The sequence below is a fragment of the Acinetobacter sp. Ag2 genome (assembly GCF_001005515.1).
GTDB classification, from domain to species: Bacteria; Pseudomonadota; Gammaproteobacteria; order Pseudomonadales; family Moraxellaceae; genus Acinetobacter; species Acinetobacter bereziniae.
On record NZ_LBNA01000056.1, the window covers coordinates 40623 to 66324 of the forward strand.

Here is a 25702-nt window from a genome sequence, read left to right on the forward strand (position 1 = left end):
AATAGCACAACTGATTCGTTTATGGACGAATAATCATACAGGTCGCTGTGGCATGTGCATATAACTTGCCATCTTCATCAACCAGTTTTGCTTCAGAAATTGCCAGATTTTTACTTGAATTAATGACTTGACCAGTGGCAAGTAATTCTTTGTCTTTCGGGACAGGGCGGCACATTTTTACATTTAAGTCGATGGTGCCATAACCAACACCTGCCTCCAATGTGGTATGTATCGCACAACCTGTTGCTGAATCTAATGCGGTAGCGGCAAAACCACCATGTACGCCACCTAAAGGATTTAAATGGCGTTGATCCGCTTTGACTTTAAAACAGGCATAACCTGGGGCGATTTCATGTAAATCCATCGGTATTGTTTCACTGATGGATGCTCTTGGAATATCCCCTTTTGCCATGGCTTGTAAAAATTCTAGTCCAGTCATTTCTTGTAGCTGTTTCATCACTTCGTCCTATTATTAAAGTTCTAAAAAGGAACTTGATTGTTAAAATAAAATGCTTGATGATGGCTGTCAAATATTTTTGGAAAAAGGAATAATTTTTTAGTATTCGACATCGTAAAATTTTTCGATATGATCGGATTTATGCAGTATTTTTAACGCTATTTTTTCACCTGTTGCCCATGTTGCAACCGATTGACTTAAATCCACATCAATAATATCTAATTCTTTACACAAGGTCTGATGGCTTTCAATCACAATAAACTGTGGTGATTGAGTTTTTAGACATTTTGCAATATACCGTTGAATATGATGAAGCTTATAAACATCTATAATCTTATAACGCATAGTTTTCCAACTATTCTATTTAAATTGTAGTGATTATTAATCTAGAGCTAATTATGTTAGTTTTCAATTATAATTAGATTACAAAATTCAGATTTGTATAAAAAATCTATGCTTCACCATAACATCAACAGTTAAATATAGTACCGTAACTGGAAATTTCTAAAAACAAGGATATACCTATGAAAGGGCAATGTGTCTGTGGAAAAACAACATTCAATGTGGAATTAAAAAATCATGATGTACATGCTTGTCATTGCTCAATTTGTCGCAGACAAACCAGTGGTGTGATCATGACCATTGATGTCGAACAGGGCGGATTAAACTTTATTAACAATGATCATTTAAGTATTTATGATTCGTCAGAATGGGGCGAGCGTGGTTTTTGCAATGCTTGTGGGACCAATTTATTTTGGCGTACTAAAGATCAAAGCTACTGTAATATCAATGCTTTTGCTTTAGATGAACAACCACAAGATATTCACTTTGATATGGAAATTTATATCGACAATAAACCCGCTTTTTATAATTTTGAAAATCAGACCAAAAAGCTGACTGAGGCTGAAGTTGTCGCCTTATTTACAGGAAATGGTGAATAATTTTTTCTGTACTTTGTTTTCAGCAAAGAAAATTTTAAACGCATACTCGTTAAAAACGCCAGTCAATTTGACTGGCGTTTTACTATGTTTCTTAGGGCTTATATATACCAAGTTCAATCAGATGTAATCTTAAAATACGGCGAAGTTCTAATACTGCTTCAGGTGTCTCTTGAATTGAATGTCCACCTTTGATGATTACTTCAGAAGCGGCACCATCAAGGTGTGAACTGGTATAAGGAACGACACCATCAGTCATGACTTTGGGGTCTTTACTGTCCGTAATATTGCCCATGATTGAATGATAGACCATTGCTTTTTTAGGCATTACATTTTCAGTTAATTGGGTAAATTTGGAATTATGGCTTAGATCACTTGGTCCATTCTGAATAATTCCATGACCTACATCTTTTAAAAAGTTTTTCGCATTTAGATCACGTTCATCAATCGAGTCCGCTAAAGCGCCGAGAAACGCGCCTGGTAGTTTGATGATACGCCGAGCAGCCAATGTAAACCATCGGTCAGCAAATGCTGTACCACGGTGAGGTGCTGAAATAAAAATGGCACGATCAAAGTTAGGTACTGATTGAATGGTTAAACGTGCTTTAAAGATCGGATCATCTTTGAATTTATCAAACTTACGGTTATTCAGCATTTTTAATGCAGGCTGAGTGAGATCAGCATCACTGACCAATAGGCGTGCGATAATGCCCCCCATACTGTGACCAATCAATACGGCATCTTTTGCTGAGGCTGATTTTTGGTCAATTGAGGCAAAGCTTTGATTGATGATCGCATTGATTTGATAACGACTTTCTAAAATTGGCATATTGGTTGAATAGAAAATTTGCCAAACCTGATAGTGTTCGCGGAGGACATTGTCTCCCATAATATCGTTGGTTAGTCGAATCCATGCTTCTGGGCTACTGGCTAAACCATGCACCAATACAATAACTTTCTTATTGGGGTTATAGGGTTCAAGCATGTATAAGTGTGGCATGGTCAAGCTTTGATCGCGATCAATTAAGCTAAGATATGCAGCGATTCCTAAATTATTTTGTGCAAGCCATAAACCATATGGTGCAGAAAAATTAGCTGCAAGCGGGTATTGTTTACCACCAATTTTAATATTTTCGACACTATAAGGATCATAAATATTTAACTGGAAATTTGGGCTATGCAAGATGTTGTGCAATGATTCATTGGCATTTTCAGGTTGAGCCGCAATACTCACCGATAAATAACGTGGTTGGTGAATATTGGGATTTATGCCATGTTTATATTGGTATTCAAACGGATTGACAATATATTTGTTTTCTTCAGGGGCATCAGTTTTCGGTAAAATCGCAACAAACTCTGCGCCGAAACCATCTCTACGGTTGATCGAGCGTAAACCTGAAAAGTTTAGATTGTAGCTGGAGACGAGATCTTCTAACTCTGTATTGGCAATTGCAGGATAGCCATTAAAATTGATGCGGTATGTACTTGTTCCCACTTTAATTTGTTTGGCGACTTTTTGATTTTTATGTCGTGTCGCATAGGTGGAAATGAGCTTTGCCAATGCCTGATTGTAAAAATCACGTATTTGAACCTGTCGGTTATTGAAAATACGATCTTGGGGTTGGCGTTCTGTCTTAAATAAATAAGCATAACTATAACGAATGCTGTTATCCAACATGACCATTTGTTGGTCTAAACATTGTTCATAATTTTTCTGGGTGCTTTGCTGCTTTTCTGTAGATTGATGCTTAGAAAATACGCTGATTTTACAATTGGATGAGTCAGCTAAATTAATTGCTTTAGTCAGATAGATTTCGCTGGCTGTAGACAGCAATTGTTCATCTTGAATCTGTGGGATTTTAGCCAAATCTGCAACACATTTTTCAGGTTCTTCTGCACATGATTTTGCTTCACGACCCGTCATGGAGAGCACATTTAAACTTGCCTCACTCATTTTGGAGCGTGTTAAAATGCTATCACGCTCATTGGCGATCGTAACATTAACCTTTTGATTTTTTACACTTACAACCTGACATCCAGAGAAAATCAATGGGCTGATGGCTAAAACATAGAGCAAAATTTTATTTTTTGAGTTTTGCATAAACATTAACGAGATCAATCTTTTCTGAATAATACGATAGTTTTCTAGAATTTCAATTTATAAGCAAAAAAATAGACTGAATGCTCAGTCTATTTTTTCAGCCTAGAAATTATTTCGCGAGAGCTGGGTTTTTCATCACTTGCCAAACATTATAACGACCTTGTTTTTCAATTTCTTGAATCAAGCGATCAGCAACTTCTGCTTCTTCTGGGTATTTCACTTTATAGTTTTTCAAAGTTTGGACAGCATTTTTCTTTTGTTCCATACCAATATAATTATTGGCAGAAGATAGATAAGCCTCTTGAACACCAGCTTTCATTGCTTTGTCTAAATATGGTATCGCTTCTTTTTGACCACCACCTTCAGATAAAGAGAAACCAAACCATAAGTTTGCCTCTGGGTCTTCTTTATTGATCTTCAGGATACGTTGTGCATAATCCAATGATTTGGTTGTATAAGAAGAACCAAGGTCAAGGTTACGCCCGAGAATACTGGCTTTAAATGCACGAATCAGAATATCAAAAGAAGCATTCGGTGCAGCAGCAAGTTGGTCGAGTTGAGTAGACACTTCTTTTAATTTGCCTTCAAAACCTTTACGTTCTTTACGGTCGCTAAATTGTGGTGGGTAATGACGCGCTTTACCTTCAACCATTTGCAAGAAATCATCAATCGCCGTAATGTCAATTTCATTGCTACCTGCTAAAACAGCATATTTCATAGCACGTTGCGAGCTGTTCACTGTAGGTACAATTAATTTATTGGTATCCAGTACAATTTTTTGATTTGGATTCGCTGGATCAGTCACTTCTAGTTTATTGACAGGTTGGGCAGCAGCTTTTTTCAATTCAAGTTCAAAAACAGGGGGTTGCGTGTAGTCGAATGGATTTAATGCATAAAAGGGTGGTGATAATTCTGGTTCAGTATAAATGAAAGGCTCATTTGCATCTATTTTGTTACTTTGTTTGGTCGGTGTAATAGAACACGCAGTAAGTAATGATGTTGCGAGCAATGCATATGCCAAAGGCTTAATCGTCATGTGTTTCTTCCATTAATTTATATTAAAAAAACTGCATGCGCATCAGTCTATGAAAAGACGTCTGAACATGCAACTTGATTTAGTTCGTATTATTAAAAATTATACATGAGGATTTGTTGTCAATTCGTCATGAAATTTAAAAACAACGCTAGTATTTCGTTATTTTATGCTGAATTTTAGAGTACAACGCAAACCATTTAGCCAACATCAACAGATTAGAAAATATCAATATGCCCTAAGCTTTTGAAGACGTTTTTTGCGCTTCACATTCACGTCTAACTTCTTCAATGATTTTGATTTCTTCATCGCTTAAAGGTTGTTCTATCGTTTGTTGTAAGTTAAATGTTGGATCTAAAATCGATAGGCGTGTACATAAACTATGGATACGTTGTTCGTTTTGTTCAAGCCGATCTAACAACACGCGCATACCTTCAAGCATTGGATCGGGTTGTTCTTGAGTCGCTGCATAGGCTTGGAACTCAGTATTTTCAACGGTATTGGCAATTTGCTCAGGACAACGCGGTTCTGCGGTTGTAATAACTTCTTTGTCTTTAGTAATAAAGCGAGCAGGGTTGCCTACGGCTGTTGCACCATCAGGAACTGCTTTGGTAACTACCGCATTTGAACCAACCTTGGCATTTTTACCTACCACAAATGGACCCAGGATTTTTGCTCCGGCACCTACGACTACACCATCGGCAAGTGTTGGGTGGCGCTTACCAGTATTCCATGTTGTACCACCGAGCGTAACGCCATGATACAAGGTCACATCATCTCCAATTTCAGCAGTTTCACCGATAACCACACCCATGCCATGATCGATAAAGAAACGTTTGCCGATCTTAGCACCGGGATGAATTTCAATTCCTGTTGCAAAACGACTGAAAGAAGACAAAATTCTGGCTGAAGTTTTACAATCTTTTTCCCATAATTCATGAGCGATACGATGCATAATTAATGCATGTATGCCTGGGTATGTGGTTAAAACTTCAAATGTATTTCGCGCAGCAGGATCTCGCGCAAATACAGCTTGGATGTCTTCTTTAAGCTGTTTTAGCATTAGTTTTGATCCTCATGTTTTGACTTTTTCCATGTACCATTATTTAGGGCTTGAACTCGGCTAAAAATGCCCCTTAATAAATGATATTCCATCTTATCTAATTGTATACGCCCAAATAATCGACGCAACCGTAAAGGAAGAAGACGAGGGTTTTTAGGGTCTAAAAATTCAATTTCAGCCAACATTTTTTCGATGTGGGGATAAAATTGTTCCATCTGTTCATGGGTGACCAGTGGTTCATCCCAGTGCATATCAGTTGAGTCTGTTACTTGCATCACGGCTTGCGTATCAACAGTTTTCTCTGCGAGTGCCAAGGTCGCCATACGCATTTCATAGCAGATCACTTGAATAGCTTGAGCGACATTCAATACGCCATAATCACTATTCACAGGAATTGTGACATGGTAGTTTGCTAGTGCAAGTTCTTCATTGGTCAGTCCACGGTCTTCTCGACCAAAAACGACAGCAACCTCCTGTTGACTGTGAATCACAGACTGCATTGATTTTTCTGCGGCAGGGCGAGCATCTAACAACGGCCATGGAATAGTACGGCTACGTGCGCTGGTACCAAACACTAAATGGCAGTCTTTGATTGCATCTTCTAGGCATTCTACAATTTCAATCTGTTCGATTAAATCTGTTGCGCCTGCTGCCAAAGCGTCAATATCTGGATGTGGATAAGTTTTAGGTGCGACTAAAACCAATTTAGATAATCCCATTGTTTTCATTGCACGTAAGGCGCTACCAATATTTGCAGGCAGTGTGGTATTGACCATCACAATACGTACATGACTTAAATGCTGTGAAATCACAGCATTGTCAAAAATGTCCATTGATGTTCCAAAAATTAAATAAAGAGAAGATAGGGGATGTTAGGAGTATTGACTTGCATCAGCGAGATACTCATCCATTGCATCATCCATGCTCATATTGTCTGGAGGTGGTGCAACTTGAGTAGTTTGTGCCAATTCACGATGGTCAACTGCCTTAGCCGCCTTAGATTTAACATGGTATTCAATATGAATCGACTCCTTACCAAAATAGTCTCGTAATTTTGATAAGAGTTCATCTAAAGGTGCAACTTTCCATTGTTGTCCAAAATGCAAATCAGCCGTTGCATAATCATAGTCCAGTAAAATGTGTATAGGGATATGTTGGCACATATCTACATTGCAAAATGGCAGTAAAATTTTTTGAATATCTGAGGCTAAGGTTTTGCTGATGACTTCTGGGTTTAATTTAATCGCAATATTATTGGCACGTTTTTGACGAATTTCATTCAGTGTAAACGCTTTGGTTAAGCGCCCCATTGGACGATCAAAGCCTTCTCGTTCATAAATTTCACCTTCAATCACCACCACTTTTTCATTCTGAATGATATCTTTAAAGCGTTGGAAACGCTCATGATTGGAGGAAACTTCGATACGAGCTGTACCATCATCCAATGTGATGACCATACGATTGGGGAAGTTAGCCACATCGACCACTAAGCCGGCAAACACTGTAGTTACACCACGACGTGTTGGTGTCAGTTCATTAATCTTATGAGGGATAAATGCTTTTAACTCAGGACGATATACATCAATTGGGTGACCAGTCAGGTATAAGCCAAGCGTATCTTTTTCACCTTTTAAGCGTACCTCATCTGACCACGCTTTCACAGGCTTGGCTGGTTTACGTTGAACTTCTTCAACTTCACCAAACAGATCCATAATGCCTGTTTCACGGTTTGATCGGGCTTGTTCTGCTGCTTGAACAGCTTCGGGAAGTTGAGCCATTAAGCTCGAACGTTCAATACCTAAACAATCCAGTGCACCTGCACGGATTAAGGCTTCCAAGGTTCGTTTATTGATTTTTTTCAAATCTACACGGTGGCAAAAATCAAATAAATCTTTGTATGGACCATCTTGTTCACGTGAGTCAATCACGGACTGCATGGCTTGTTCACCGACACCTTTAATTGCACCTAAACCATAAATAATGGTTGTCGCATCACTGGCATAGAACTGATAGAACGACATATTCACAGATGGAGGCAATACAACTAAATTGTTGATTCGACAGTCATCAATTAAAAATACAATATTATCAGTATTTTGCATTTCAGAAGACATGACTGCTGCCATAAACTCTGAAGGGTAATGTGCTTTTAACCAAGCGGTTTGATAGGCAACTAAAGCATAGGCTGCCGCATGTGATTTGTTAAAACCATAACCTGCGAATTTTTCCATATAGTCAAAGATATGGTTTGCGGTAGCCTCATCAATATCCTTTTTCGCAGCACCTTCAATGAAGGTGGCACGTTGCTTGACCATTTCCTCGACTTTCTTTTTACCCATTGCACGACGAAGTAAGTCCGCACCACCGAGGGTATAGCCTGCACAAAACTGTGCTGCTTGCATAACCTGTTCTTGGTACACCATAATCCCATAAGTCGGTTCAAGTACACCTTCGAGCAGCGGGTGTAAATATTCAAATTCACCGCCATGCATACGATGAATAAAGTCAGGAATTAGATCCATAGGACCTGGGCGATATAAAGAAACGAAGGCAATAATTTCTTCAAATTTACTCGGGCGAGCTTCTTTGAGCATTTTTTTCATGCCCACGGATTCAAACTGAAACACCGCTGTTGTATTTGCATCAGCAAAAACAGCATAAGCTTTTGGATCATCCAAAATAATATTTGAAATGTTTAATGGTTGATCCGATTGAATTCGCTTATTGATATTTTGAACTGCATCTTCAATTACAGTAAGGTTACGTAGCCCCAAGAAGTCGAATTTAACTAAGCCTGCCGCTTCGACATCATCTTTATCGAATTGTGCAACTCGACCCGTACCGTCAGCTTCACAGAGGATTGCTGAATAATCAGTAATCTTGGTGGGTGCAATCACTACACCACCAGCGTGTTTACCTGTATTTCGGGTAATACCTTCAAGCTTAAGCGCCATTTCCCAAATTTCAGCAGCATCGTCATAATCTGGATTGGATGGATTGGTGACGATATCTTTGAGTTGGGGTTCTGCTTCAATAGATTCTTCTAAAGTTAAACCTAAAGGTTTTGTTGGAATCATTTTGGAAATACGATCAGCCAAACCGTAAGATTTTCCTAAAACTCGAGCGACATCTCGAATTGCACCTTTAGCCGCCATGGTACCGAATGTCGCAATTTGTGATACAGCATCACGACCGTAATGGCGTGCCACATAATCAATAACTTTATCTCGCCCTGCGATACAGAAATCAATATCAAAGTCGGGCATGGATACCCGTTCTGGATTTAAGAAGCGTTCGAAGAGTAGATCGTAACGAAGTGGATCTAAGTCGGTGATTTTTAAACTATATGCAACCAGTGAGCCTGCACCCGAACCACGTCCCGGACCAACTGGAACACCATTGTTTTTTGACCATTGAATGAAGTCCATGACGATTAAAAAATAACCAGGGAAATCCATTTTGTTAATGATGCCCAACTCATAAGCCAGTCGCTCATCATAAGGTTTACGAATTTCCGCCCAATCTTCATTTCGTGTTTCAACAGGATAAAGAAAGTCTAAACGTTCTTCTAAACCAATTTCAGACAGATGCTCGAAATAGGAGTGAATGGTGTGACCTTCAGGAATCGGATAATCAGGCAGGTCATGAAAGCCTAAACGCAGAGAGACTGTGCAACGTTTTGCAATTTGCAGTGTATTTTCTATAGCACTTGGAAGATCAGCAAATAGTTCAATCATCTCAGCAGATGTTTTAAAATATTGTTCAGGACTGTAGTTTTTTGGACGTTTATTGTCACCTAACACATATCCATCGGCAATACAGACACGCGCTTCATGCGCTTCATAATCTTCTGCGGTGATAAAATGCACATCATTGTGTGCAACCACACCGATCTTATATTTTGCGGCAAGTTTAACGGCTTCTTGATTGAAGTCTTCTTCAAGTGGACGACCTGTTCGAGTTAGCGCCAAATAGACCCGATTGCCAAATTTTTCAATCCACTGCTCAAGTAAAGGTTCAGCTTTTTCTGGGTATGCTGAACAGAGCATTTCACCTACATCACTGTGTAGACCTAACAGAACAATGATATCTTCGGATTGTTCAAGTATCCATTGCTTTTGAATACATGGAATTGAAAGTTGTTGACCTTCAATAAAACCTCGAGAAACGATTTCTGTCAGTCCACGCCAACCTTTATTGGTCATTGCAAGCAGGGTTGCTTTATGGTTTGCATCATTGAGACGAATCACACTGCCGAAAATAGGCTTAATGCCTTTACCTAATGCTTTATTATAAAACTTGACTGCGGCATGCAGGTTAGAGAGGTCAGTGATGGCTAAAGCAGGCATTTCATCAGATGCAGCAGCTTTAATCAGATCAGGTATACGTACAATCGATTCGGTAATCGAAAATTCGGTATGAATACCAAGATGAACAAACTGCATAGACCAATCCTATATGAAACTGCGTGCTATTTTATCACGCCTAAACTACGATGTGCTGAAATATCATCAGCTGACGAAATTAGTAGTGGAATTTTAAATGATTGAAATATATATAGAATATAATGTTTTAATATATTTGATATTCAATTGCATGTAATTCCAACAATTCTGATATGTAACATGTTGCAGTTGAATGTGTTTAGGGTCAGTGGACATTTCATAAATGGCTTGCGTTGTAGGTTAAAATTGAGCAGGCAAGGCATGAAACGAAGAAAATAGCGAGACTATTTTTAAGTTTCATAACGTAGCCTGAGATAATTTTAGCCACAACCCTGAGCAAGAACAAAGCACTGCTTTGTTTGCAGCGCAAGGCGCAGCGGGGACTAGCGTGTTTTTTGTCACTTCGTCGTTTCGAACTACTCATTTAGAATGACTAAATTTCGTATTTCGCGCCTAGAATCGCCTAAAAAACACACCTAGTCGCAAACATAGACGAATCGTCCACAGACCCTAAATACACGTGTTGCTAAAACATGATTTGCTGTAAGTAAAGAACAACTTAATCAACAAAATACCCTGATATTCGAATCAGGGTATTGGTTGGCAAATACTTGAAATACAGGATAAAGATTAGACTGATTTTAATCGCTCAGAACCAATCCAGTGCTTAGAAAACTGATATGCTGCACGTCCTGAACGTTGTCCACGCGCTTGACACCATCTCAGTGCTTCAGCGCGAACTTCCTCGCCAAAGGGTATGGATTCTTTTTTAAGATAATGTTCAACAATTTCCAAATAAAGATTCTGATCCATGGGATAAAATGACAGCCACATTCCAAAGCGATCAGATAAAGAAATCTTCTCTTCAATGGCTTCTTGAGGGTGGAGTTCTTTATATTGAGGTACATCGACTTTAGTAACGGGGGTGTTCTCGTGCATAAACTCCGGCAATAAATGACGACGATTACTGGTTGCATAGATCACAAAGTTACTCGAACCGGACTGTAAAGAACCATCTAACACACTTTTTAAACTACGATAATTTTCATCTTCAGCATTAAATGCCAAATCATCACAATAAACGATAAATTTTTCAGGACGATTTTGGATAATTTTTTGAATTTCTGGAAGATCTGATAAGTCATCACGTTCAATTTCAATTAAACGTAAACCTTGTTCAGAATACTGAGTTAACAAGGAGCGTACAATAGAAGACTTCCCAGTACCACGCGATCCAGTCAGTAGAATATCATTTGCAGGTAATCCATGCAGGAACTGTTCGGTATTTTGTAAAATTTTGGCTTTTTGCCTTTCGATTCCTTTAAGATCATCTAGGTGAATGGCTTTGGGATTGTAAATGGCTTTGAGTTGTTGATCATGCCATCGAAAAGCAACTGCCGAAAAGTCAGGTTCTTGTTTGGTTTTAGGTAAAAATTGCTGTAATTGATCAAGAACTTGAGATAATTTTTGGATGATATTGTCTGGTAAATCTAAAGTTGCCATATCCGTTCGCTATTTTCAGAAATTACAAAGTATGGATGATATTAGCACAGTAATTTTATTGAGCTCATCTCAATTGGTGATTATTGGAGTTGATTGCCAAAAAATTAAATGACTTGTGGTAATTGATTATCTGCTTATTTTTAAGCATAGTTTACAGATGAGTCTTCATCCTCGGGTTGAAATCAAAGGAAAATTAGAAATGCTATTAGAACTCACTCAGGATTTAAATCCGCACCAAGCCTATCGAATCAAAAAATTAAAGCGAAAACTTGAACATGCGGAGAATTACGAAGAGTGGAAGTCGATTGCATTAAAACTAGATGAAGAAACCGGTGCGCAAGAATGGAAATTTGACAATGGGTCTCCTTATTTTGATGCTGAGATCATTTCACATCGTTTAAACCTTTTGCGACGTTATCGACAGCAAAATCGTACACATGACTTGATGTATATCCTCAGAGAAGGATTTAGTCACGATGTTGCAAATATTGGGCATCCAATGTTGTTCGCACATACCTATGTAGGGACTAAAAAAATCATTGAAGACTATATAGATGAAGTGAGCAACAGTTTGGCATTTATCGCTTCTGAAAGTTGCCATTCATTATGTTTAAACAGTAAACGAGATTTTTTTAAAAACTGTGAAAAAGCCTATGGTCAACCTGCACTGATGTTTTCAGGTGGTGCGACATTAGGTTTATTTCATAGTGGTGTGTGTAAAGCGCTTATGGAACAAGATTTGATGCCAAAGGTACTTTCTGGTTCAAGTGCTGGAGCGATCATGACTGCGCTGTTGGGTGTCAATGAACCAGTAGAAATTCCAAATCTTTTGTCAGGTGATCAGTTCTATAGTGAGGCTTTTCATTTTCGTAGTTTTAAAGAATTAATTAAAGGCAATGGTGGTTTTGCAGATGTGCGTTATCTGAAAAAGTTTTTGATTGAAAACTTAGGTGATGTAACTTTTGAAGAAGCTTTTGAAAAATCTGGTTTAGACATTAACGTTACTGTTGCACCATATGATGTATCTCAAGAAGATGCACGGATTATGAATAAATATACTTCGCCAGATTTATTGGTATGGAGTGCGGTGTTGGCTTCTTGTGCAGTACCGATTTTATTTCCGCCAGTCCGTTTAATCAGCAAACGTTATGATGGTGTTCATACGCCGTATTTAGCCAATACGCGTTGGGTTGATGGTAGTGTACGCAGTGATTTTCCTCAAGAACGCATGTCTCGTTTATATAATTTAAATTATACCATTGCCAGTCAAGTGAATCCGCATATTGTCCCCTTTATGCAGAACGATGAAGAACGCTATCGTAAAGATCTATTGAGTTGGCCAGAACGTATCGTTCGGATGCAAGGACGAATGGCGGCAATGGGGGTTATGGATTTTGCTCGTGGTCGAATGGGGCGTATACCTTCAATGAGACGTCTGCTTGATCATGGTTATGGCGTGATTGACCAACGCTACTATGGTGATGTGAATATCATTGGAAATTATAGCCTGCGTCACTATAGTTATATGCTGCAAAATCCGCGTCCTCATTTATTTAAGTTATTGCAAAGAGAAGGTGAGCGGGCTACATGGCCGAAGATCTCGAGTATTGAAACACATGCCCGTATTGGTAAGACAATTCAACACTGTCTGGAAGTGCTGAACCATTCTATAAATCATTCTCAAGCTGTTGGGCAGCTATCGGAAGTATGAGCCTAAACAAAATTATTCTTCCAGTCGCATCAAATTCAATTCAAAGTCAAAAATTTGGTCGCCGTGTTTATCAGCTTAAACAGGGCGATCAATTTTTTTGGCTAAAGCTACAAATAAAAAATATCAATCAGGATTATGAGCAAAGTTTTTTAAACGAGTTAAATTGTTATACACAATTAAATGCTTTAGAGAAACCGACTCATAAGGTGCTGTGCGATTTTTCAATCATTGATCCGTATCTACAATTTCAGTTAGATGAAGCGATAATTGAACAGGCGATCTGGATTAAAGATACTGAGCTTCTGTTTAAACCTGTGAGTGATCAATTCCCCCAAGAAGATGTCTACGGTAAATTGATGTCGAGCTTGGAGGTGCTGGAAAACTTGCATAACTATGGTTTTATACATGGTGATTTAAAACTTCAGCACTTTCGCTCTCAACAACAGCGCAGTTATCTGATCGACTTTGAGCAAGCTTGCAGTATTGAGCAAAATCGCTATGGATTAAAGCCGATAATAACTGCAACGCCTCGTTATATGGCACCGGAATTATTTCACGCACAACAAAAAACGTTTCAATCTGATATTTACGCATTGGGGATTATTTGGTTGGAATGGTTAACACAACGACGTTTGTCTGCAAAAAGCTATCAAGACTGGGCAATTTTGCATTGTCAAAAGCTGAATGTGTGTTTACCAGATCGTTTTAAATATTTAGAGTGCATTTTAAAAAGTATGTTGAACAAAAAAAATGAGCAACGTTGCTCAAATATTTATCAAATAAAACAAGTATTAAGCCAAATTGTTTAAACAAAAAGCAGTATTTGCAGCTTTTGTTTTTTATTTAAACAAACGAGTGGTTTTTTCGAAAAAAGGGCTTGTCATAACAAAACGATCTCTATAATATACACAGCCATTGGGGACGTGGCGAAATTGGTAGACGCACTGGATTTAGGTTCCAGCGCCGCAAGGTGTGAGAGTTCGAGTCTCTCCGTCCCCACCAAGCAATTCATTTTGTGGCAACAAAATGAAATGTAATAGAGGATTGGTGTAATGGTAGCATGACGGTCTCCAAAACCGTTCGTCAAGGTTCGAATCCTTGATCCTCTGCCAACTTATTTTAAACTATATTCGTATAGTTGTTTTATCCGGGGACGTGGCGAAATTGGTAGACGCACTGGATTTAGGTTCCAGCGCAGCGATGCGTGAGAGTTCGAGTCTCTCCGTCCCCACCATATTCGAAAAAGCATGATTTTTATCATGCTTTTTTATTGTCTGTAATTTTATATTTAAGGCAATAAAAAAGACCAAATCAAAAAACAATTTGGTCTTTTTCAGAGAGACTTCATTAAATATTAAAAATAATAGAGACTTGAATTAAGCTTTTAAGTGATCCTCAAATTCTTCACCCAGTTGCATTGCCAAATTATTACCAGATAAATCACAAGTCACTAAACCATATTCTTTTTTAAAACTGAAAGTAAATCCTTTACCATCCGCTAAGTTTTTGACTGAATAGCCTAATTTTTCTAACCAAATACGAAATGCAATTAAATTTTTTGCCTTAACAACTTTTTTCACAGAAGATCTCCTTAATTCCTGCCTACAAATTTAATAGGGATGACCTTTAAACTTTTAAAGGGGGAATTTGTTGAATTTTATTTTTTATATCAATATTTGAGCACTTTGAGAAATGACGCTTTTGTATCAATGCGTATTTTTTTGCTATCAGTATGAATATAATATGAATAGTTGTTAAAATACTAAAATAAAACAAATGGTTATATTTATTGCTGAAACATGTTTGTAATATTTTGATGCAAAGTTATGGTTTTTTAAAAACAGAAATTTTCTCATTCTCGTTGCTTTAAATGTAAGTAAATTTAACAGAAATAGAGGGGATTCAGCTTATATTGAATGATATTGTTGTAATAATTCTAAAATATCGCCAAAAAACTGTGTTTGATCAACTCCGAGTGTCATGAGATGTTCTGTATTGGAATAATTCTTAATCTTTTTTTAGTAAAATTCACATGATCATAAATTGTCTGAGCACTCGATTGATAGAGTGCATCATCAAGTTCTCCATATAATAAAAAAATCGGTGCTATTACCGACGCAGTGTCTTTAATTGTCGTCTGAATGAGCTGTTGAAGTGTTTGAAGCTGGTTCATCGATTTTTTTGCTCAGTCTAGTGAGTTGAGCGTTGTCTTGTTATTTAGAAACTGATTAAGGTAGTTGTTATATTGCTCTAGGTGTTTAAAAAGATCATTTACCTTTCATTCTAGTGGTGCAGACATGCTAATGCATGCAGAGACAGGGAGCTTTTCACTGAGTTCAAGGGATAATATCGCGCCTAAAGATACACCGATGACAGCAATTTTCTCATAACCTTGTTGCCTTAAGAATTGATAAGCCTTATGGCTATCCTATAACCAATCTGTTGAGGTGTAATTTAAAAAATCATCAATCGCTAAGCCATGTCCTGAATAGGAAGCTGTGTAACATGTGTAGCTGTATTGATGTAGAAATTCTGCCAATGCTTTCATATCTCGCACAGCACTGGTATAGGCGTGTAGTCACAATACTGCGCATTGAGAGGCTGGTAAAAAAATAGGTTTGGGTAGGCTTAGCTTGAACATGCAAGTTTGGCTCAGTATAACGCGTTAAAAATTATCTTTAAGCGCCCGAATTCGAGCAAATTCTTCAGCACTTTCAACACGTAAAAATGGATTGGTTTCAAGTTCGATTTCAATACTACTGGGTAAGGTAATTTTTCCTTGTTGTCTCAGGTGTTTAATTTCTTCTGCTCGTTGTTGAATGGCTCGATTCTCAGGTTCAATGTGTAAAGCAAATTGTGCATTTGAAAGAGTATATTCATGGGTGCAATATACTTGAGTTCTTGGTGGAAGCGCTGCAAGGCGATTGAGCGAATGATAAAACTGTTCTGGCGTTCCTTCAAACATGCGACCGCAACCCATAGCAAAAAGCGTATCTCCACAAAATACGCTATCAAGCGCATCTATGAAGTAAACAATGTGTCCTAAGGTGTGTCCTGGTACCGCGATAATATCAATTTTGACTCCATGGAATTCAAATTGATCATCATGTTGTAGTGGGTGAGTTATAAAGGGGATATGACTTAGTTCTTCACGTGGTCCATATACAGGAATATTGCGATTCGCAATCAGTTCTGGAACACCACCAATATGATCTTTATGCCAGTGTGTGAGCCAAATTTGCTCTAAATTTAGTTGCTGTTCTTTACAATAATCCTCAACCAATGATGCTTCAGTCGGATCAATCGCAACAACATTATGGCTTTGTTGATGTTCGATAAGCCAAATATAGTTTTGTAATTGGTTTTTAACATCGATGACGTGAATTTTAAATTGCATCATTGTATTCCCTGTATACGCTGACTTAAATTTAATATCAAATTCACTCAATAGACAAGTTGGAAAGTGACTAAATCATCTCGCTAAGCATGCATTAAAGCAGGGAGTGAGAATGAGAAAATAGGCTGTTGGTTGATCTGAAGGATTTTAATTGTCAAGCATAGCCAATCAATGATCAGCTATGCTAAGTCAACTTAACAAGCCATTCCTTGGTTGATTTCAAGTTTGTTTAGCTTACCGTTTTTGAAATCAAAATGGACATAGGCGGTATAACCTATTTCAAATTCGGTGGATTTTTTTAAATATTGTTTCGCTTCAGCACTGGTTAAAATCAGAACGTCTGTGCCGTTCTTTGCGCTGTTTGGAAAATCTTTTTTAAATTGATTAAGTGTGTATTGATGGGTGATGGCTTGGTTATTCACGAAAATACTGTCATTGATGTTCTGACTATTTGACCAAGCTAACCAAACACGCCCTTTGGTTGTTCCCAGTTGTTGAAAGTTTTGTTTATTTTTATAAAAACTGTCAGATTTAATTTGTGGGTTGTCTTCAGCAAATATTTCAAATTTCAAATTTTTTCCAGATGGTGTAGAGGTTGAATATTCATAGTTTCCTGTACATTCTGCGTACTCTTTGGTGATCTTTTGACTATTTTTCCCCAATAATTTTTCAACTTGTACTGCACTTATTGCTTGATTGAGTTCTATTCCATTTACTTTTACTGTTGTGGTGTAATCTTCGGAACCATGTGCAAAACTTCCCATCGTAAAAAGAAAAAGTGTTGATATAATAAGTGTTCGATTAAATATTTGGTTAAGTTTATTCATTTTAAAGATGCCTCAATTTTTCCATAACTTACTTAGTTATGAGTGTTTGATCAAGAGAGTAGCGAGTAAGGACTAAGTTTTATAGGGGTCAATTCAAATTATACTGAGTGCAATCAAAAAAATACCCTCAAGGTAGAGGGTATGATTTCAGAATCACGATTATCTCAGTTTAGATAACCAATTTCCTAAGCTTTGAACAATTTGGACTAGAACCAACAATACAATAACAGTGAGATAGACCACACTTTGGTCAAAGCGTTGATAACCATAAGAAATAGCTAAATCACCAATACCGCCAGCACCAACGGCCCCTGCCATAGCAGTTGCACCAATCAAACTGATCGTCGCTGTGGTTAGACTTAGGATCAGAGAACTGCGTGATTCTGGAATGATAAATTTAAAAATAATCTGCCAAGGAGATGCACCCATTGCTTGAGCTGATTCAATAATTCCTTCATTCACTTCGAGTAGCGACGTCTCCACTAAGCGTCCAATATATGGACCAACATAAATCGTTAACGGAACGATTGCTGCCCATGTTCCGATGGTAGTACCCACCAGTGCTTTTGTCAGTGGGAATACAGCAATAAGCAGGATAATGAAGGGTAGTGAGCGTAAAGCATTTACGATCGGGTTCAGAATTTGATAAACGGCACGATTCGGCAGAATACCATTTGGGCGAGTGACCAATAAGATAATGGCTTGAATAAAGCCCCAGATTGTACCGAACAACATCGCAAAGAAAACCATTTGTAGGGTTTCTTGCATTGCTGTAACAAATTGGTCAATGCTGAGTGAACTTTTCCAAAAGGGAGCGGTCAAAGTTGTTAGCCACTGTACAATGAGCTCTCTCATACTCGCACTCCTGACTGTTCAACTTTTACACCATTTCTTTCAAAAAATTCAATCGTCTGACGAATATTTTCTGCATCACCGAGAAGCTGGATAAACATTTGACCGATCACTGAACCATTAATTTCAGTCATATTGGCAAATAATATATTCAAACTGACATCAAATTGTTTAATTGCAGCTTGAACGACAGTTTCTTGAGCAGACGTGCCAAGGAATTGTAGGCTGTAAATACTTTTATGATTTTGATTTTCTAAATTATTTAAAATATTTACAGGCAATTGTTGCTGTAAAACAGTCTGTATGAAGTTTTTTGTCGTAGGATGTTGTGGTTGGCTAAAGATTTCAAGAGTTGAACCCGTTTCGATGACTTTCCCTTGTTCCATGACAGCCACATAGTCACAAACTGATTCGATGACATCCATTTCGTGGGTAACCATTACCACAGTAATTCCTTGTTCCTGATTAATTTTTTTAAGCAAAGCAAGCACAGATTTTGTGGTTTGTGGATCGAGTGCAGAAGTTGCCTCATCACAAAGCAAAATTTTTGGATGATTTGCCAACGCACGAGCAATACCGACACGTTGTTTTTGACCACCTGAAAGCTCATCGGGATACGCATCTTTTTTATGCTTTAAGTCAATAAACTCAAGCAACTCATTTAGGCGTTTTTCACGTTCAGACTTGTTTACGCCCAATAATTTCAGAGGCATTTCAATGTTGTCTGCTACTGTTTTGGTTTGTAGTAAATTAAAATGCTGAAAGATCATCCCGATGTTTGCACGTTCTTGACGTAATGTACGTGCATCAAGTGCTGTAAAGTCTTTTTGATTGATAATGACCTGACCTTCATTGGGGCGCTCAAGCAGGTTAATCAAGCGGATTAAGGTACTTTTACCAGCGCCACTATAGCCAATAATGCCAAAAATACTGCCCGCAGGAATTTCCAGATTAATCTGATCCAGCGCACGTATGGTCTGACCTTTTAACTCATAGTGTTTTGAAATGTTTTTAAATTCAATCATATCGTCAAAAACTATACTAAAAAGAAAAAACAGGCAAAGTCGCTTTGCCTGTTTTGTTTATAAGCCATTATAAGGCTATTTTGCTTCTGTAAGGTAGCTTACTGGTTTATTCACATCCACTTTAGTACCACCAAAGTGTTCTTGAACATATTTACCAACAGCTGCAACATGATATAACTCACCCACTTTTTTCAAGATAGGATCGTCTTTACGCGCATCAGCTACCGCTAATACATTGACATTCATTTTGGTGGTTTGGTCTACTGGTTCATAGTAAATTGAATCTTTAAGTACATTTAAACCACCTTCCATTGCGAGCGTGTTGCCTAAAACAATCGCATCAACTTCATCTTTAGCACGAACCGCAGTTGCCATTTGAATCGGTTTGATCACGATTTTTTTAGTATTTTCTGTAATGTCAGCAGGTGTACCTTTAACAAGATCAAAGCCATCTTTTAATTTGATTAACCCAGCAGATTGAAGCAGCAATAAGGCACGTGATTCGTTTGCACCATCGTTAGGAATCGCAATCGTTGCACCATTTGCGAACGCTTCAACTTTTTTAACTTTGCTAGAGTAGATACCCATAGGTTCTAAATATGTTGTAGAGATCGGTGCAATTTTTTCTTTGTTAGAATCATTGAAAGCCACAAGGTAAGCGTACGATTGAAAAGCATTAATATCGACTTCTTTGTTGGCAACAGCAGTGTTCATTGCAACATAGTCAGTGAAATTTTTAACTTCAAGCTTAATTCCTGCTTGTTTGGTTTCAGGGAGTGTTGCGATATAACGCCAAATATCTGCATCCGAACCCGTTGAAGCCATAGTTACGACTTGTTCTTTTCCTGCATCTGCTTGAGCAGTGTCATTTTTTGGAGCTTCTTGTTTTCCACAAGCAGAAAGGGTAAGCACAGATGCGCTGAGTAAAACGCCAAACAGCTTTTTCATGAATCAGTCCTAAGTAGGAAATGCAATCGAATAGAGTCCCTTGCATTCTCGATGGTTTAAATCGAATTTTTAACATCTTTGAAAATAAATAATGCGCTGACGTACATGTCGTATTGCGCTATCTATGATCTTTACATTTGGGAATTAGAGTGAAGTTTTAAATGAATTTTAATTGTTTAAAACTGCCCCTAAAGATTTATTTATCATATCAATAAATCAATGTTATACATAGTGGTTGTTTTTTAACAATGTATCATGCTGCATCAGATTGAATATCAATGTTTTTATTAATTTATGAGGTAAAACAATCGCTTTTGTTGAATTTTTTCATAACGTTGTTTAAATTTTATGCTTATTCATTATATATAAATTTTTTAGGATTTTTTATCTCAATTTTAGATATGGGAATTTGATAGGGATAGCCAAAACAAAGGGAGTATTCAAGATATTTTTATATCTCGTGCTTAGTTAGTCTCATAAAAATATCAGTTTGAATCTATTGACTGGCTTGTCTCATTGAATATTTTAACCTGAGTTCGATAAAAACTCTTGATGAAATTTGATACTCGGAAACGTCATCCGCAACTGTTTGAGGCAGGACTACTTCTACAAGGTATTGTTTCTGCGATTGATTAAATATGTTGCTGGTGGTTGACGAGTTTTGCGGTGAGCAGCGATACCGCTGCGCAAGATGGTTGCCCTTGCGGAGCTTCGCTCCTCATGCCAAAACAAAAGTATGGCGAGCCGCAGGCTGATCCTGAAATTGGGTGAAAACTCAGCAAGACTCCGCCGAGACTTAATGTTTTTCAATAAGTTAAAGATGTGGTTACATCGAACTCACGTTATTTTAGATCATAACGTCAGTTGGGCATATATTTCATGATTTAGCTTTTTCGCTGGCTCGGAATGAGTTTATTTCTGATGTGAATTAATTTGTTAGTGTGATGTTCTCAATGCGGTATGAATTCACTTGACACTCACACTACTGTCATACTTTAGCATGATGAATGTCCTTTCAACAGAGTGCTAAACTTATGAGATTTATCATTGTTGTATTCAGTTTTTTTCTATTGACCAATGCAGCATTTGCGCAAAATAATATTTATATTATTCATGGCTACGGTGCAAATGTGAATGATCATTGGTTTGGTTATATTGAGCGTAACATAAGCGATCAAAATAACCGTGTTATAAAAATTGCTTTACCTGATTCAAGTCGTCCTCATCTTTTAGCGTGGAATAAAACGTTAAAAGACAATATTCCTCGAATTGATAAACATACATTTTTCGTTGCACATAGTTTGGGCTGTATCACCTTACTTGATTATCTTGCACAATCAAACTTTCAGCAAATCGGTGGGGTGGTTTGTGTGTCAGGATTTTCTGAACGATTGAAAGCCTTACCTCAGTTGGATGGATATATTCTTGCTACGAAAAAAGACTTTTCTTTTAAAAATAAAATTCTGTATGGGCAGATGTTTATTTCTGATCATGATCAATATGTCCCCAAAGAATTAAGTCTAGCGTTGGCCCAAGAACTTAACTTTGCTTATACAGTGATACCCAATGCTGGACACTTCCTTGCCAGTGATGGTTATATTGAATTTCCACAATTGCTAGATTGGTTAAGAAATGCAACTGAAGCTCATGATTAATTTGAGGGGGCTAATTTAATAAACGAAATTAAAATTTGTGCTTGAATGAGTAATAAAAAACCCGCATTGAAGCGGGTTTTAAACTTCTTTGAGATTAAAAGCGACGACACTTAAAACTGTCTGCTGCCGCAGGCATTTGTGAAGTATCAAAAGATTTTAGGCATTTTCACGTGCAATTGCGCGGTAACCAATATCTTTACGATATTGAACACCATCAAAAGTTACTTTTTGGCAAAGTTCTAAAGCTTTCGCTTGCGCTTCACCGATTGTGTTGCCTAAAGCAGTCACGCAAAGTACTCGACCACCCGCAGTGACAATCTCACCATTGGCATTTTTAGCTGTGCCTGCGTGGAATACTTTTGCATCAGCCATTTCTGTATCTAAACCAGAAATGACATCATCTTTGCTCGAAGTTTCAGGATAACCTTTCGATGCGAGAACGATCCCTACAGTTTTACGCTCATCCCATTCAGCTTCTGCCGGAAGTTGACCGTCGATACCCGCTTCAACCAAATCAACCAAAGATGATTTTAAACGCATCATGATCGGTTGTGTTTCAGGATCACCAAAACGACAGTTGAATTCAATCACACGTGGTTGACCTTCATCATCAATCATTAAACCTGCATAGAGGAAGCCTGTATAAACATGACCATCTGCTTTCATGCCATCTACAGTTGGACGCATCACTTCTTTCATCACTTTATCAAAGACTTCAGCTGTGACCACAGGGGCAGGAGAGTACGCCCCCATACCACCAGTATTTGGTCCTTGATCGCCTTCAAAAATACGCTTATGGTCTTGTGATGTTGCCATTGGAAGAATGTTTTCACCATCAATCATACAGATGAAAGACGCTTCTTCACCTGCAAGGAATTGTTCAATCACAACACGAGAACCTGCATCGCCGAACTTATTGCCTGCAAGCATGTCATCAATCGCATCAAATGCTTCTTGATTGGTCATTGCAACAATAACGCCTTTACCTGCAGCAAGACCGTCAGCTTTAATCACTATCGGCGCGCCATTTTTTTCTACGAATGCTTTCGCAGCATCTACTTCTGTGAACACATCATAGAAGGCGGTTGGAATATTGTGGCGTTTTAAGAAATGCTTAGCAAAAGCTTTTGAACCCTCAAGCTGAGCAGCGAATTGAGTAGGTCCCCAAATTTTAAGTCCAGCAGCTCGACCTGCATCTACAACACCATTTACAAGTGGTGCTTCTGGACCAACAACAATTAAATCGACTGCATTATTCTTAGCAAAGTGAATAATTGCAGGGTTGTCGAGGATGTCGAGCGCAACATTTTCACATTTATGTTCTGTAGCTGTACCTGCATTGCCAGGTGCAACAAACACTTTTGTGACTTTTTCATCTTGAGCGATTTTCCATGCAAGTGCATGTTCACGACCGCCATTACCCAAAACTAAAATGTTCATTGAATGTATCCTTTTTAAATTCTTTCCTCTCATTTATTAGTGAGGGGATGAATTTAAAGCGTCCTATATTTCGTAACAAATCCCCCTTTTTATAAAGGAGGATTTGGGTGAATTTTCTAATTTGATTTATCGTAAATTAATGACGGAAATGACGCATACCTGTAAAGACCATAGCGATTCCAGCTTCATCAGCTGCTGCAATGGTTTCTTCATCACGCATAGAACCGCCTGGTTGAATAATACATTTAATACCTGCTTTTGCAGCATTATCAATACCATCACGGAATGGGAAGAATGCATCAGATGCCATTACCGCACCTTCAACCACTAAGCCAGCATGCTCAGCTTTAATAGCCGCAATACGTGCTGAGTTGACACGGCTCATTTGACCTGCACCTACACCGATAGTTTGACGACCTTTAGCATAGACAATTGCATTTGATTTAACATATTTCGCAACTTTCCATGCGAAGATCAAATCATCAATTTCAGCTTCAGTAGGAGCACGTTTTGTTACGACTTTAAGATCATCCTTGGTGATCATGCCAAGATCTTGGTCTTGAACAAGTAAACCGCCATTAACACGTTTATAGTCATATTGTGCAGCACGTTCATCAATTTTTGGCAATTCGCCACAAACTAAGACACGAACGTTTTTCTTGGCACCAGTCACTTCAAGAACGCCATCTGCAATGCTTGGTGCAATGATCACTTCAACGAACTGACGATCGACAATCGCTTGAGCAGTTGCTACATCAAGTTCGCGGTTAAATGCAATGATGCCGCCAAAAGCTGATTCTGGATCTGTTGCATAAGCAAGATCATAAGCTGTTTGAATCCCATCAAGTGATACAGCAACACCACAAGGGTTGGCATGTTTTACGATCACGCAAGCTGGTTTAGCAAATGATTTCACACATTCTAAAGCTGCATCTGTATCAGCGATATTGTTATAAGAGAGTTCTTTACCCTGTAACTGTTTTGCAGTAGAAACTGATGCTTCAGTTGCAGTTGCTTCAACATAGAAAGCAGCAGACTGGTGAGGATTTTCACCATAACGCAGGTCTTGTACTTTATTTAATTGTGTATTGAAAGTACGTGCAAATTTATCTGCTTGACCTTCTTCTTTACCTACTCGAGCGCCTAAGTAAGATGCAATCATGCCATCATATTGTGCAGTATGTTCAAAAGCTTTTACTGCCAAATCAAAACGAGTTGCATAAGATAGCGCACCCTCAGTTTTGAGTTCATTGATCACCGTTGCATAATCGGCTGCGTTTACCACAATACCCACAGATGCATGATTTTTTGCAGCAGCACGAACCATTGTTGGACCACCAATATCAATATTTTCAATTGCATCAGCAAGAGAACAATTTGGTTTAGCAACAGTTGCGGCAAATGGATAAAGGTTTACAACAACAAGATCAATCGCATCAATATTGTGTTCAGCCATGACAGCTTCGTCTAGTCCACGACGAGCCAAGATGCCACCATGAATTTTAGGATGTAATGTTTTTACGCGACCATCCATCATTTCAGGGAAGCCAGTGTGCTCTGAAACTTCAACTACAGCGACATTGTTGTCTTTAAGCAACTTATATGTACCACCAGTAGATAAAATTTCTACCCCAAGAGCAACAAGGTTCTGGGCAAATTCAACGATCCCGGTTTTATCAGAAACAGAGATTAAAGCGCGTTTAATAGTCATGATCTTCGTCAACAGTTTTTAAGTCTAGAGATTGAACAGGTAGGCAAAACGTAGGTAAAAAAAATGCCCACGCAAGCCGTGAGCATTTTATCATTTATTCACTCATTAAACCGTGAGCTTTTAACTTTTTGCGTAAAGTTCCGCGGTTTAGTCCGAGAATTTCAGCAGCGCGTGTCTGATTCCCGCGCGTATATTCTAGAACGACAGATAAAAGAGGTTTCTCCATTTCTGCTAGCACCATATCGTACACTTGAGATGGTTGCTCACCTTGCAATTGTGCAAAATAGTGACGAACTGCGCGATCTACGTGAATACGAAGAGCGACATCAGATTGTGCAGTAAAAATAGGAGATTTGCTATTCATGCGAGTTAATCCGAAAAATCAAAATATTGCTTGGGTAAAGCAATATAAATGTGGTCTAAAAAAATCTGAGCCCCGTTTTAGATCCTAAAACGGTTGGCTCTAAAACAAGAACAATTAGCTTGCCACAAATCGTCGAGTTGAGTGAAAAATAAGCGTAACAATAGATTAATATTTGTTACTACACTCTTTTAAACAAAAAAATGTTCTACTTGCGCGATATTGGATATAAAGC

At 38.2% G+C, this 25702-nt stretch carries 21 protein-coding genes and 3 tRNA genes; 7 read left to right on the forward strand and 17 right to left on the reverse strand.

Translation table 11 applies throughout. The features are described from left to right. Positions 1-19 precede the first annotated feature (19 nt). Together AAV97_RS16105 and AAV97_RS16110 are read right to left on the reverse strand one after the other, a co-directional pair. Positions 20-457 carry a PaaI family thioesterase gene (locus AAV97_RS16105; RefSeq protein ID WP_046761091.1) on the reverse strand — a complete coding sequence of 146 codons (438 nt, stop codon included), beginning with the start codon at positions 455-457 and terminating at the stop codon, positions 20-22. A gap of 99 nt (positions 458-556) precedes the next feature. Beyond that, on the reverse strand, positions 557-802 hold the full coding sequence (locus AAV97_RS16110; protein ID WP_046761092.1) for a hypothetical protein: 246 nt from the start codon (positions 800-802) through the stop codon (positions 557-559). A gap of 179 nt (positions 803-981) precedes the next feature. On the opposite strand from AAV97_RS16110, the gene AAV97_RS16115 reads away from it, so the two are divergent. Beyond that, positions 982-1398 carry a GFA family protein gene (locus AAV97_RS16115; RefSeq protein ID WP_046761093.1) on the forward strand — a complete coding sequence of 139 codons (417 nt, stop codon included), beginning with the start codon at positions 982-984 and terminating at the stop codon, positions 1396-1398. A 91-nt stretch (positions 1399-1489) separates the two neighbouring features. On the opposite strand, the gene AAV97_RS16120 is transcribed toward AAV97_RS16115, so the two are convergent. The 6 genes from AAV97_RS16120 to AAV97_RS16145 form a co-directional block, all read right to left on the reverse strand. Further along, positions 1490-3502, reverse strand: coding sequence for a lipase family alpha/beta hydrolase (locus AAV97_RS16120; protein WP_046761094.1), 2013 nt, complete (start codon positions 3500-3502; stop codon positions 1490-1492). 103 nt (positions 3503-3605) lie between these two features. Continuing rightward, positions 3606-4532 (reverse strand): ABUW_2363 family tetratricopeptide repeat lipoprotein, encoded by a 927-nt coding sequence (locus AAV97_RS16125; protein WP_046761095.1) that lies wholly within the window; start codon positions 4530-4532, stop codon positions 3606-3608. 235 nt (positions 4533-4767) lie between these two features. Next, a complete protein-coding gene (gene cysE / locus AAV97_RS16130) occupies positions 4768-5592 on the reverse strand; it encodes a serine O-acetyltransferase (protein ID WP_005032247.1) in 825 nt (274 codons plus the stop codon). Continuing rightward, positions 5592-6425, reverse strand: a complete 834-nt coding sequence (locus AAV97_RS16135; protein ID WP_004824483.1) for an RNA methyltransferase — start codon at positions 6423-6425, stop codon at positions 5592-5594. The genes cysE and AAV97_RS16135 overlap by 1 nt, the downstream gene beginning before the upstream one ends. Before the next feature lie 39 nt (positions 6426-6464). After that, a complete protein-coding gene (gene dnaE, locus AAV97_RS16140) occupies positions 6465-10037 on the reverse strand; it encodes a DNA polymerase III subunit alpha (RefSeq protein WP_046761096.1) in 3573 nt (1190 codons plus the stop codon). A gap of 630 nt (positions 10038-10667) precedes the next feature. Next, positions 10668-11540: an ATP-binding protein gene (locus AAV97_RS16145; RefSeq protein WP_046761097.1), complete on the reverse strand. Its 873-nt coding sequence runs from the start codon at positions 11538-11540 to the stop codon at positions 10668-10670. Positions 11541-11739: 199 nt separating this feature from the next. Here AAV97_RS16145 and AAV97_RS16150 point away from each other — a divergent pair, with 199 nt between their 5' ends. The 5 genes from AAV97_RS16150 (at position 11740) to AAV97_RS16170 (ending at position 14485) form a co-directional block, all read left to right on the forward strand. Then, a complete protein-coding gene (locus tag AAV97_RS16150) occupies positions 11740-13251 on the forward strand; it encodes a DUF3336 domain-containing protein (RefSeq protein ID WP_004824479.1) in 1512 nt (503 codons plus the stop codon). Further along, complete coding sequence (locus AAV97_RS16155) at positions 13248-14060, forward strand: protein kinase domain-containing protein (protein ID WP_046761098.1); 813 nt, start codon at positions 13248-13250, stop codon at positions 14058-14060. Before AAV97_RS16150 ends, AAV97_RS16155 begins: the two co-directional genes overlap by 4 nt. Before the next feature lie 108 nt (positions 14061-14168). Beyond that, positions 14169-14253 (forward strand) — tRNA-Leu (locus AAV97_RS16160). 36 nt (positions 14254-14289) lie between these two features. Further along, positions 14290-14363: transfer RNA gene (locus AAV97_RS16165), tRNA-Trp, on the forward strand. Positions 14364-14400: 37 nt separating this feature from the next. After that, positions 14401-14485 (forward strand) — tRNA-Leu (locus AAV97_RS16170). A 142-nt stretch (positions 14486-14627) separates the two neighbouring features. Here AAV97_RS16170 and AAV97_RS16175 read toward each other — a convergent pair. The 6 genes from AAV97_RS16175 to AAV97_RS16205 form a co-directional block, all read right to left on the reverse strand. After that, positions 14628-14831 (reverse strand): hypothetical protein, encoded by a 204-nt coding sequence (locus AAV97_RS16175; protein ID WP_004719296.1) that lies wholly within the window; start codon positions 14829-14831, stop codon positions 14628-14630. A gap of 1085 nt (positions 14832-15916) precedes the next feature. Further along, entirely contained in the window at positions 15917-16651 is a 735-nt protein-coding gene (gene gloB, locus AAV97_RS16185) for a hydroxyacylglutathione hydrolase (RefSeq protein ID WP_042089646.1), read from the reverse strand. A 191-nt stretch (positions 16652-16842) separates the two neighbouring features. Then, positions 16843-17475, reverse strand: a complete 633-nt coding sequence (locus AAV97_RS16190) for a hypothetical protein (RefSeq protein WP_052945874.1) — start codon at positions 17473-17475, stop codon at positions 16843-16845. A 159-nt stretch (positions 17476-17634) separates the two neighbouring features. Beyond that, entirely contained in the window at positions 17635-18330 is a 696-nt protein-coding gene (locus tag AAV97_RS16195; protein ID WP_004824474.1) for a methionine ABC transporter permease, read from the reverse strand. Beyond that, a complete protein-coding gene (locus tag AAV97_RS16200; protein WP_004824471.1) occupies positions 18327-19352 on the reverse strand; it encodes a methionine ABC transporter ATP-binding protein in 1026 nt (341 codons plus the stop codon). The genes AAV97_RS16195 and AAV97_RS16200 overlap by 4 nt, the downstream gene beginning before the upstream one ends. 75 nt (positions 19353-19427) lie before the next feature. Beyond that, on the reverse strand, positions 19428-20300 hold the full coding sequence (locus AAV97_RS16205; protein ID WP_004824470.1) for a MetQ/NlpA family ABC transporter substrate-binding protein: 873 nt from the start codon (positions 20298-20300) through the stop codon (positions 19428-19430). A gap of 1034 nt (positions 20301-21334) precedes the next feature. Between AAV97_RS16205 and AAV97_RS16210 the strand changes: the two genes are divergently transcribed. Continuing rightward, entirely contained in the window at positions 21335-21955 is a 621-nt protein-coding gene (locus AAV97_RS16210; RefSeq protein ID WP_046761174.1) for an RBBP9/YdeN family alpha/beta hydrolase, read from the forward strand. A gap of 156 nt (positions 21956-22111) precedes the next feature. Here the strand turns inward: AAV97_RS16210 and purD are convergent, their stop codons facing one another. The 3 genes from purD to fis all read right to left on the reverse strand — a co-directional run bounded on the left by purD (position 22112) and on the right by fis (position 25470). Then, positions 22112-23395: a phosphoribosylamine--glycine ligase gene (gene purD, locus AAV97_RS16215; protein WP_005032218.1), complete on the reverse strand. Its 1284-nt coding sequence runs from the start codon at positions 23393-23395 to the stop codon at positions 22112-22114. 136 nt (positions 23396-23531) lie between these two features. After that, positions 23532-25106: a bifunctional phosphoribosylaminoimidazolecarboxamide formyltransferase/IMP cyclohydrolase gene (gene purH, locus AAV97_RS16220; RefSeq protein WP_004824458.1), complete on the reverse strand. Its 1575-nt coding sequence runs from the start codon at positions 25104-25106 to the stop codon at positions 23532-23534. A 94-nt stretch (positions 25107-25200) separates the two neighbouring features. Then, entirely contained in the window at positions 25201-25470 is a 270-nt protein-coding gene (fis, locus tag AAV97_RS16225) for a DNA-binding transcriptional regulator Fis (RefSeq protein ID WP_001086304.1), read from the reverse strand. Between the last annotated feature and the right edge of the window lie 232 nt (positions 25471-25702).

Excerpts from the sequence above, each read along its gene's own strand:
- AAV97_RS16105 (WP_046761091.1), bottom strand. The coding sequence starts at position 457 with ATGAAACAGCTACAAGAAATGACTGGACTAGAATTTTTACAAGCCATG.
- AAV97_RS16110 (WP_046761092.1), bottom strand. The coding sequence starts at position 802 with ATGCGTTATAAGATTATAGATGTTTATAAGCTTCATCATATTCAACGG.
- AAV97_RS16115 (WP_046761093.1), top strand. The coding sequence starts at position 982 with ATGAAAGGGCAATGTGTCTGTGGAAAAACAACATTCAATGTGGAATTA.
- AAV97_RS16120 (WP_046761094.1), bottom strand. The coding sequence starts at position 3,502 with ATGTTTATGCAAAACTCAAAAAATAAAATTTTGCTCTATGTTTTAGCC.
- AAV97_RS16125 (WP_046761095.1), bottom strand. The coding sequence starts at position 4,532 with ATGACGATTAAGCCTTTGGCATATGCATTGCTCGCAACATCATTACTT.
- cysE (WP_005032247.1), bottom strand. The coding sequence starts at position 5,592 with ATGCTAAAACAGCTTAAAGAAGACATCCAAGCTGTATTTGCGCGAGAT.
- AAV97_RS16135 (WP_004824483.1), bottom strand. The coding sequence starts at position 6,425 with ATGGACATTTTTGACAATGCTGTGATTTCACAGCATTTAAGTCATGTA.
- dnaE (WP_046761096.1), bottom strand. The coding sequence starts at position 10,037 with ATGCAGTTTGTTCATCTTGGTATTCATACCGAATTTTCGATTACCGAA.
- AAV97_RS16145 (WP_046761097.1), bottom strand. The coding sequence starts at position 11,540 with ATGGCAACTTTAGATTTACCAGACAATATCATCCAAAAATTATCTCAA.
- AAV97_RS16150 (WP_004824479.1), top strand. The coding sequence starts at position 11,740 with ATGCTATTAGAACTCACTCAGGATTTAAATCCGCACCAAGCCTATCGA.
- AAV97_RS16155 (WP_046761098.1), top strand. The coding sequence starts at position 13,248 with ATGAGCCTAAACAAAATTATTCTTCCAGTCGCATCAAATTCAATTCAA.
- gloB (WP_042089646.1), bottom strand. The coding sequence starts at position 16,651 with ATGATGCAATTTAAAATTCACGTCATCGATGTTAAAAACCAATTACAA.
- AAV97_RS16190 (WP_052945874.1), bottom strand. The coding sequence starts at position 17,475 with ATGAATAAACTTAACCAAATATTTAATCGAACACTTATTATATCAACA.
- AAV97_RS16195 (WP_004824474.1), bottom strand. The coding sequence starts at position 18,330 with ATGAGAGAGCTCATTGTACAGTGGCTAACAACTTTGACCGCTCCCTTT.
- AAV97_RS16200 (WP_004824471.1), bottom strand. The coding sequence starts at position 19,352 with ATGATTGAATTTAAAAACATTTCAAAACACTATGAGTTAAAAGGTCAG.
- AAV97_RS16205 (WP_004824470.1), bottom strand. The coding sequence starts at position 20,300 with ATGAAAAAGCTGTTTGGCGTTTTACTCAGCGCATCTGTGCTTACCCTT.
- AAV97_RS16210 (WP_046761174.1), top strand. The coding sequence starts at position 21,335 with ATGAGATTTATCATTGTTGTATTCAGTTTTTTTCTATTGACCAATGCA.
- purD (WP_005032218.1), bottom strand. The coding sequence starts at position 23,395 with ATGAACATTTTAGTTTTGGGTAATGGCGGTCGTGAACATGCACTTGCA.
- purH (WP_004824458.1), bottom strand. The coding sequence starts at position 25,106 with ATGACTATTAAACGCGCTTTAATCTCTGTTTCTGATAAAACCGGGATC.
- fis (WP_001086304.1), bottom strand. The coding sequence starts at position 25,470 with ATGAATAGCAAATCTCCTATTTTTACTGCACAATCTGATGTCGCTCTT.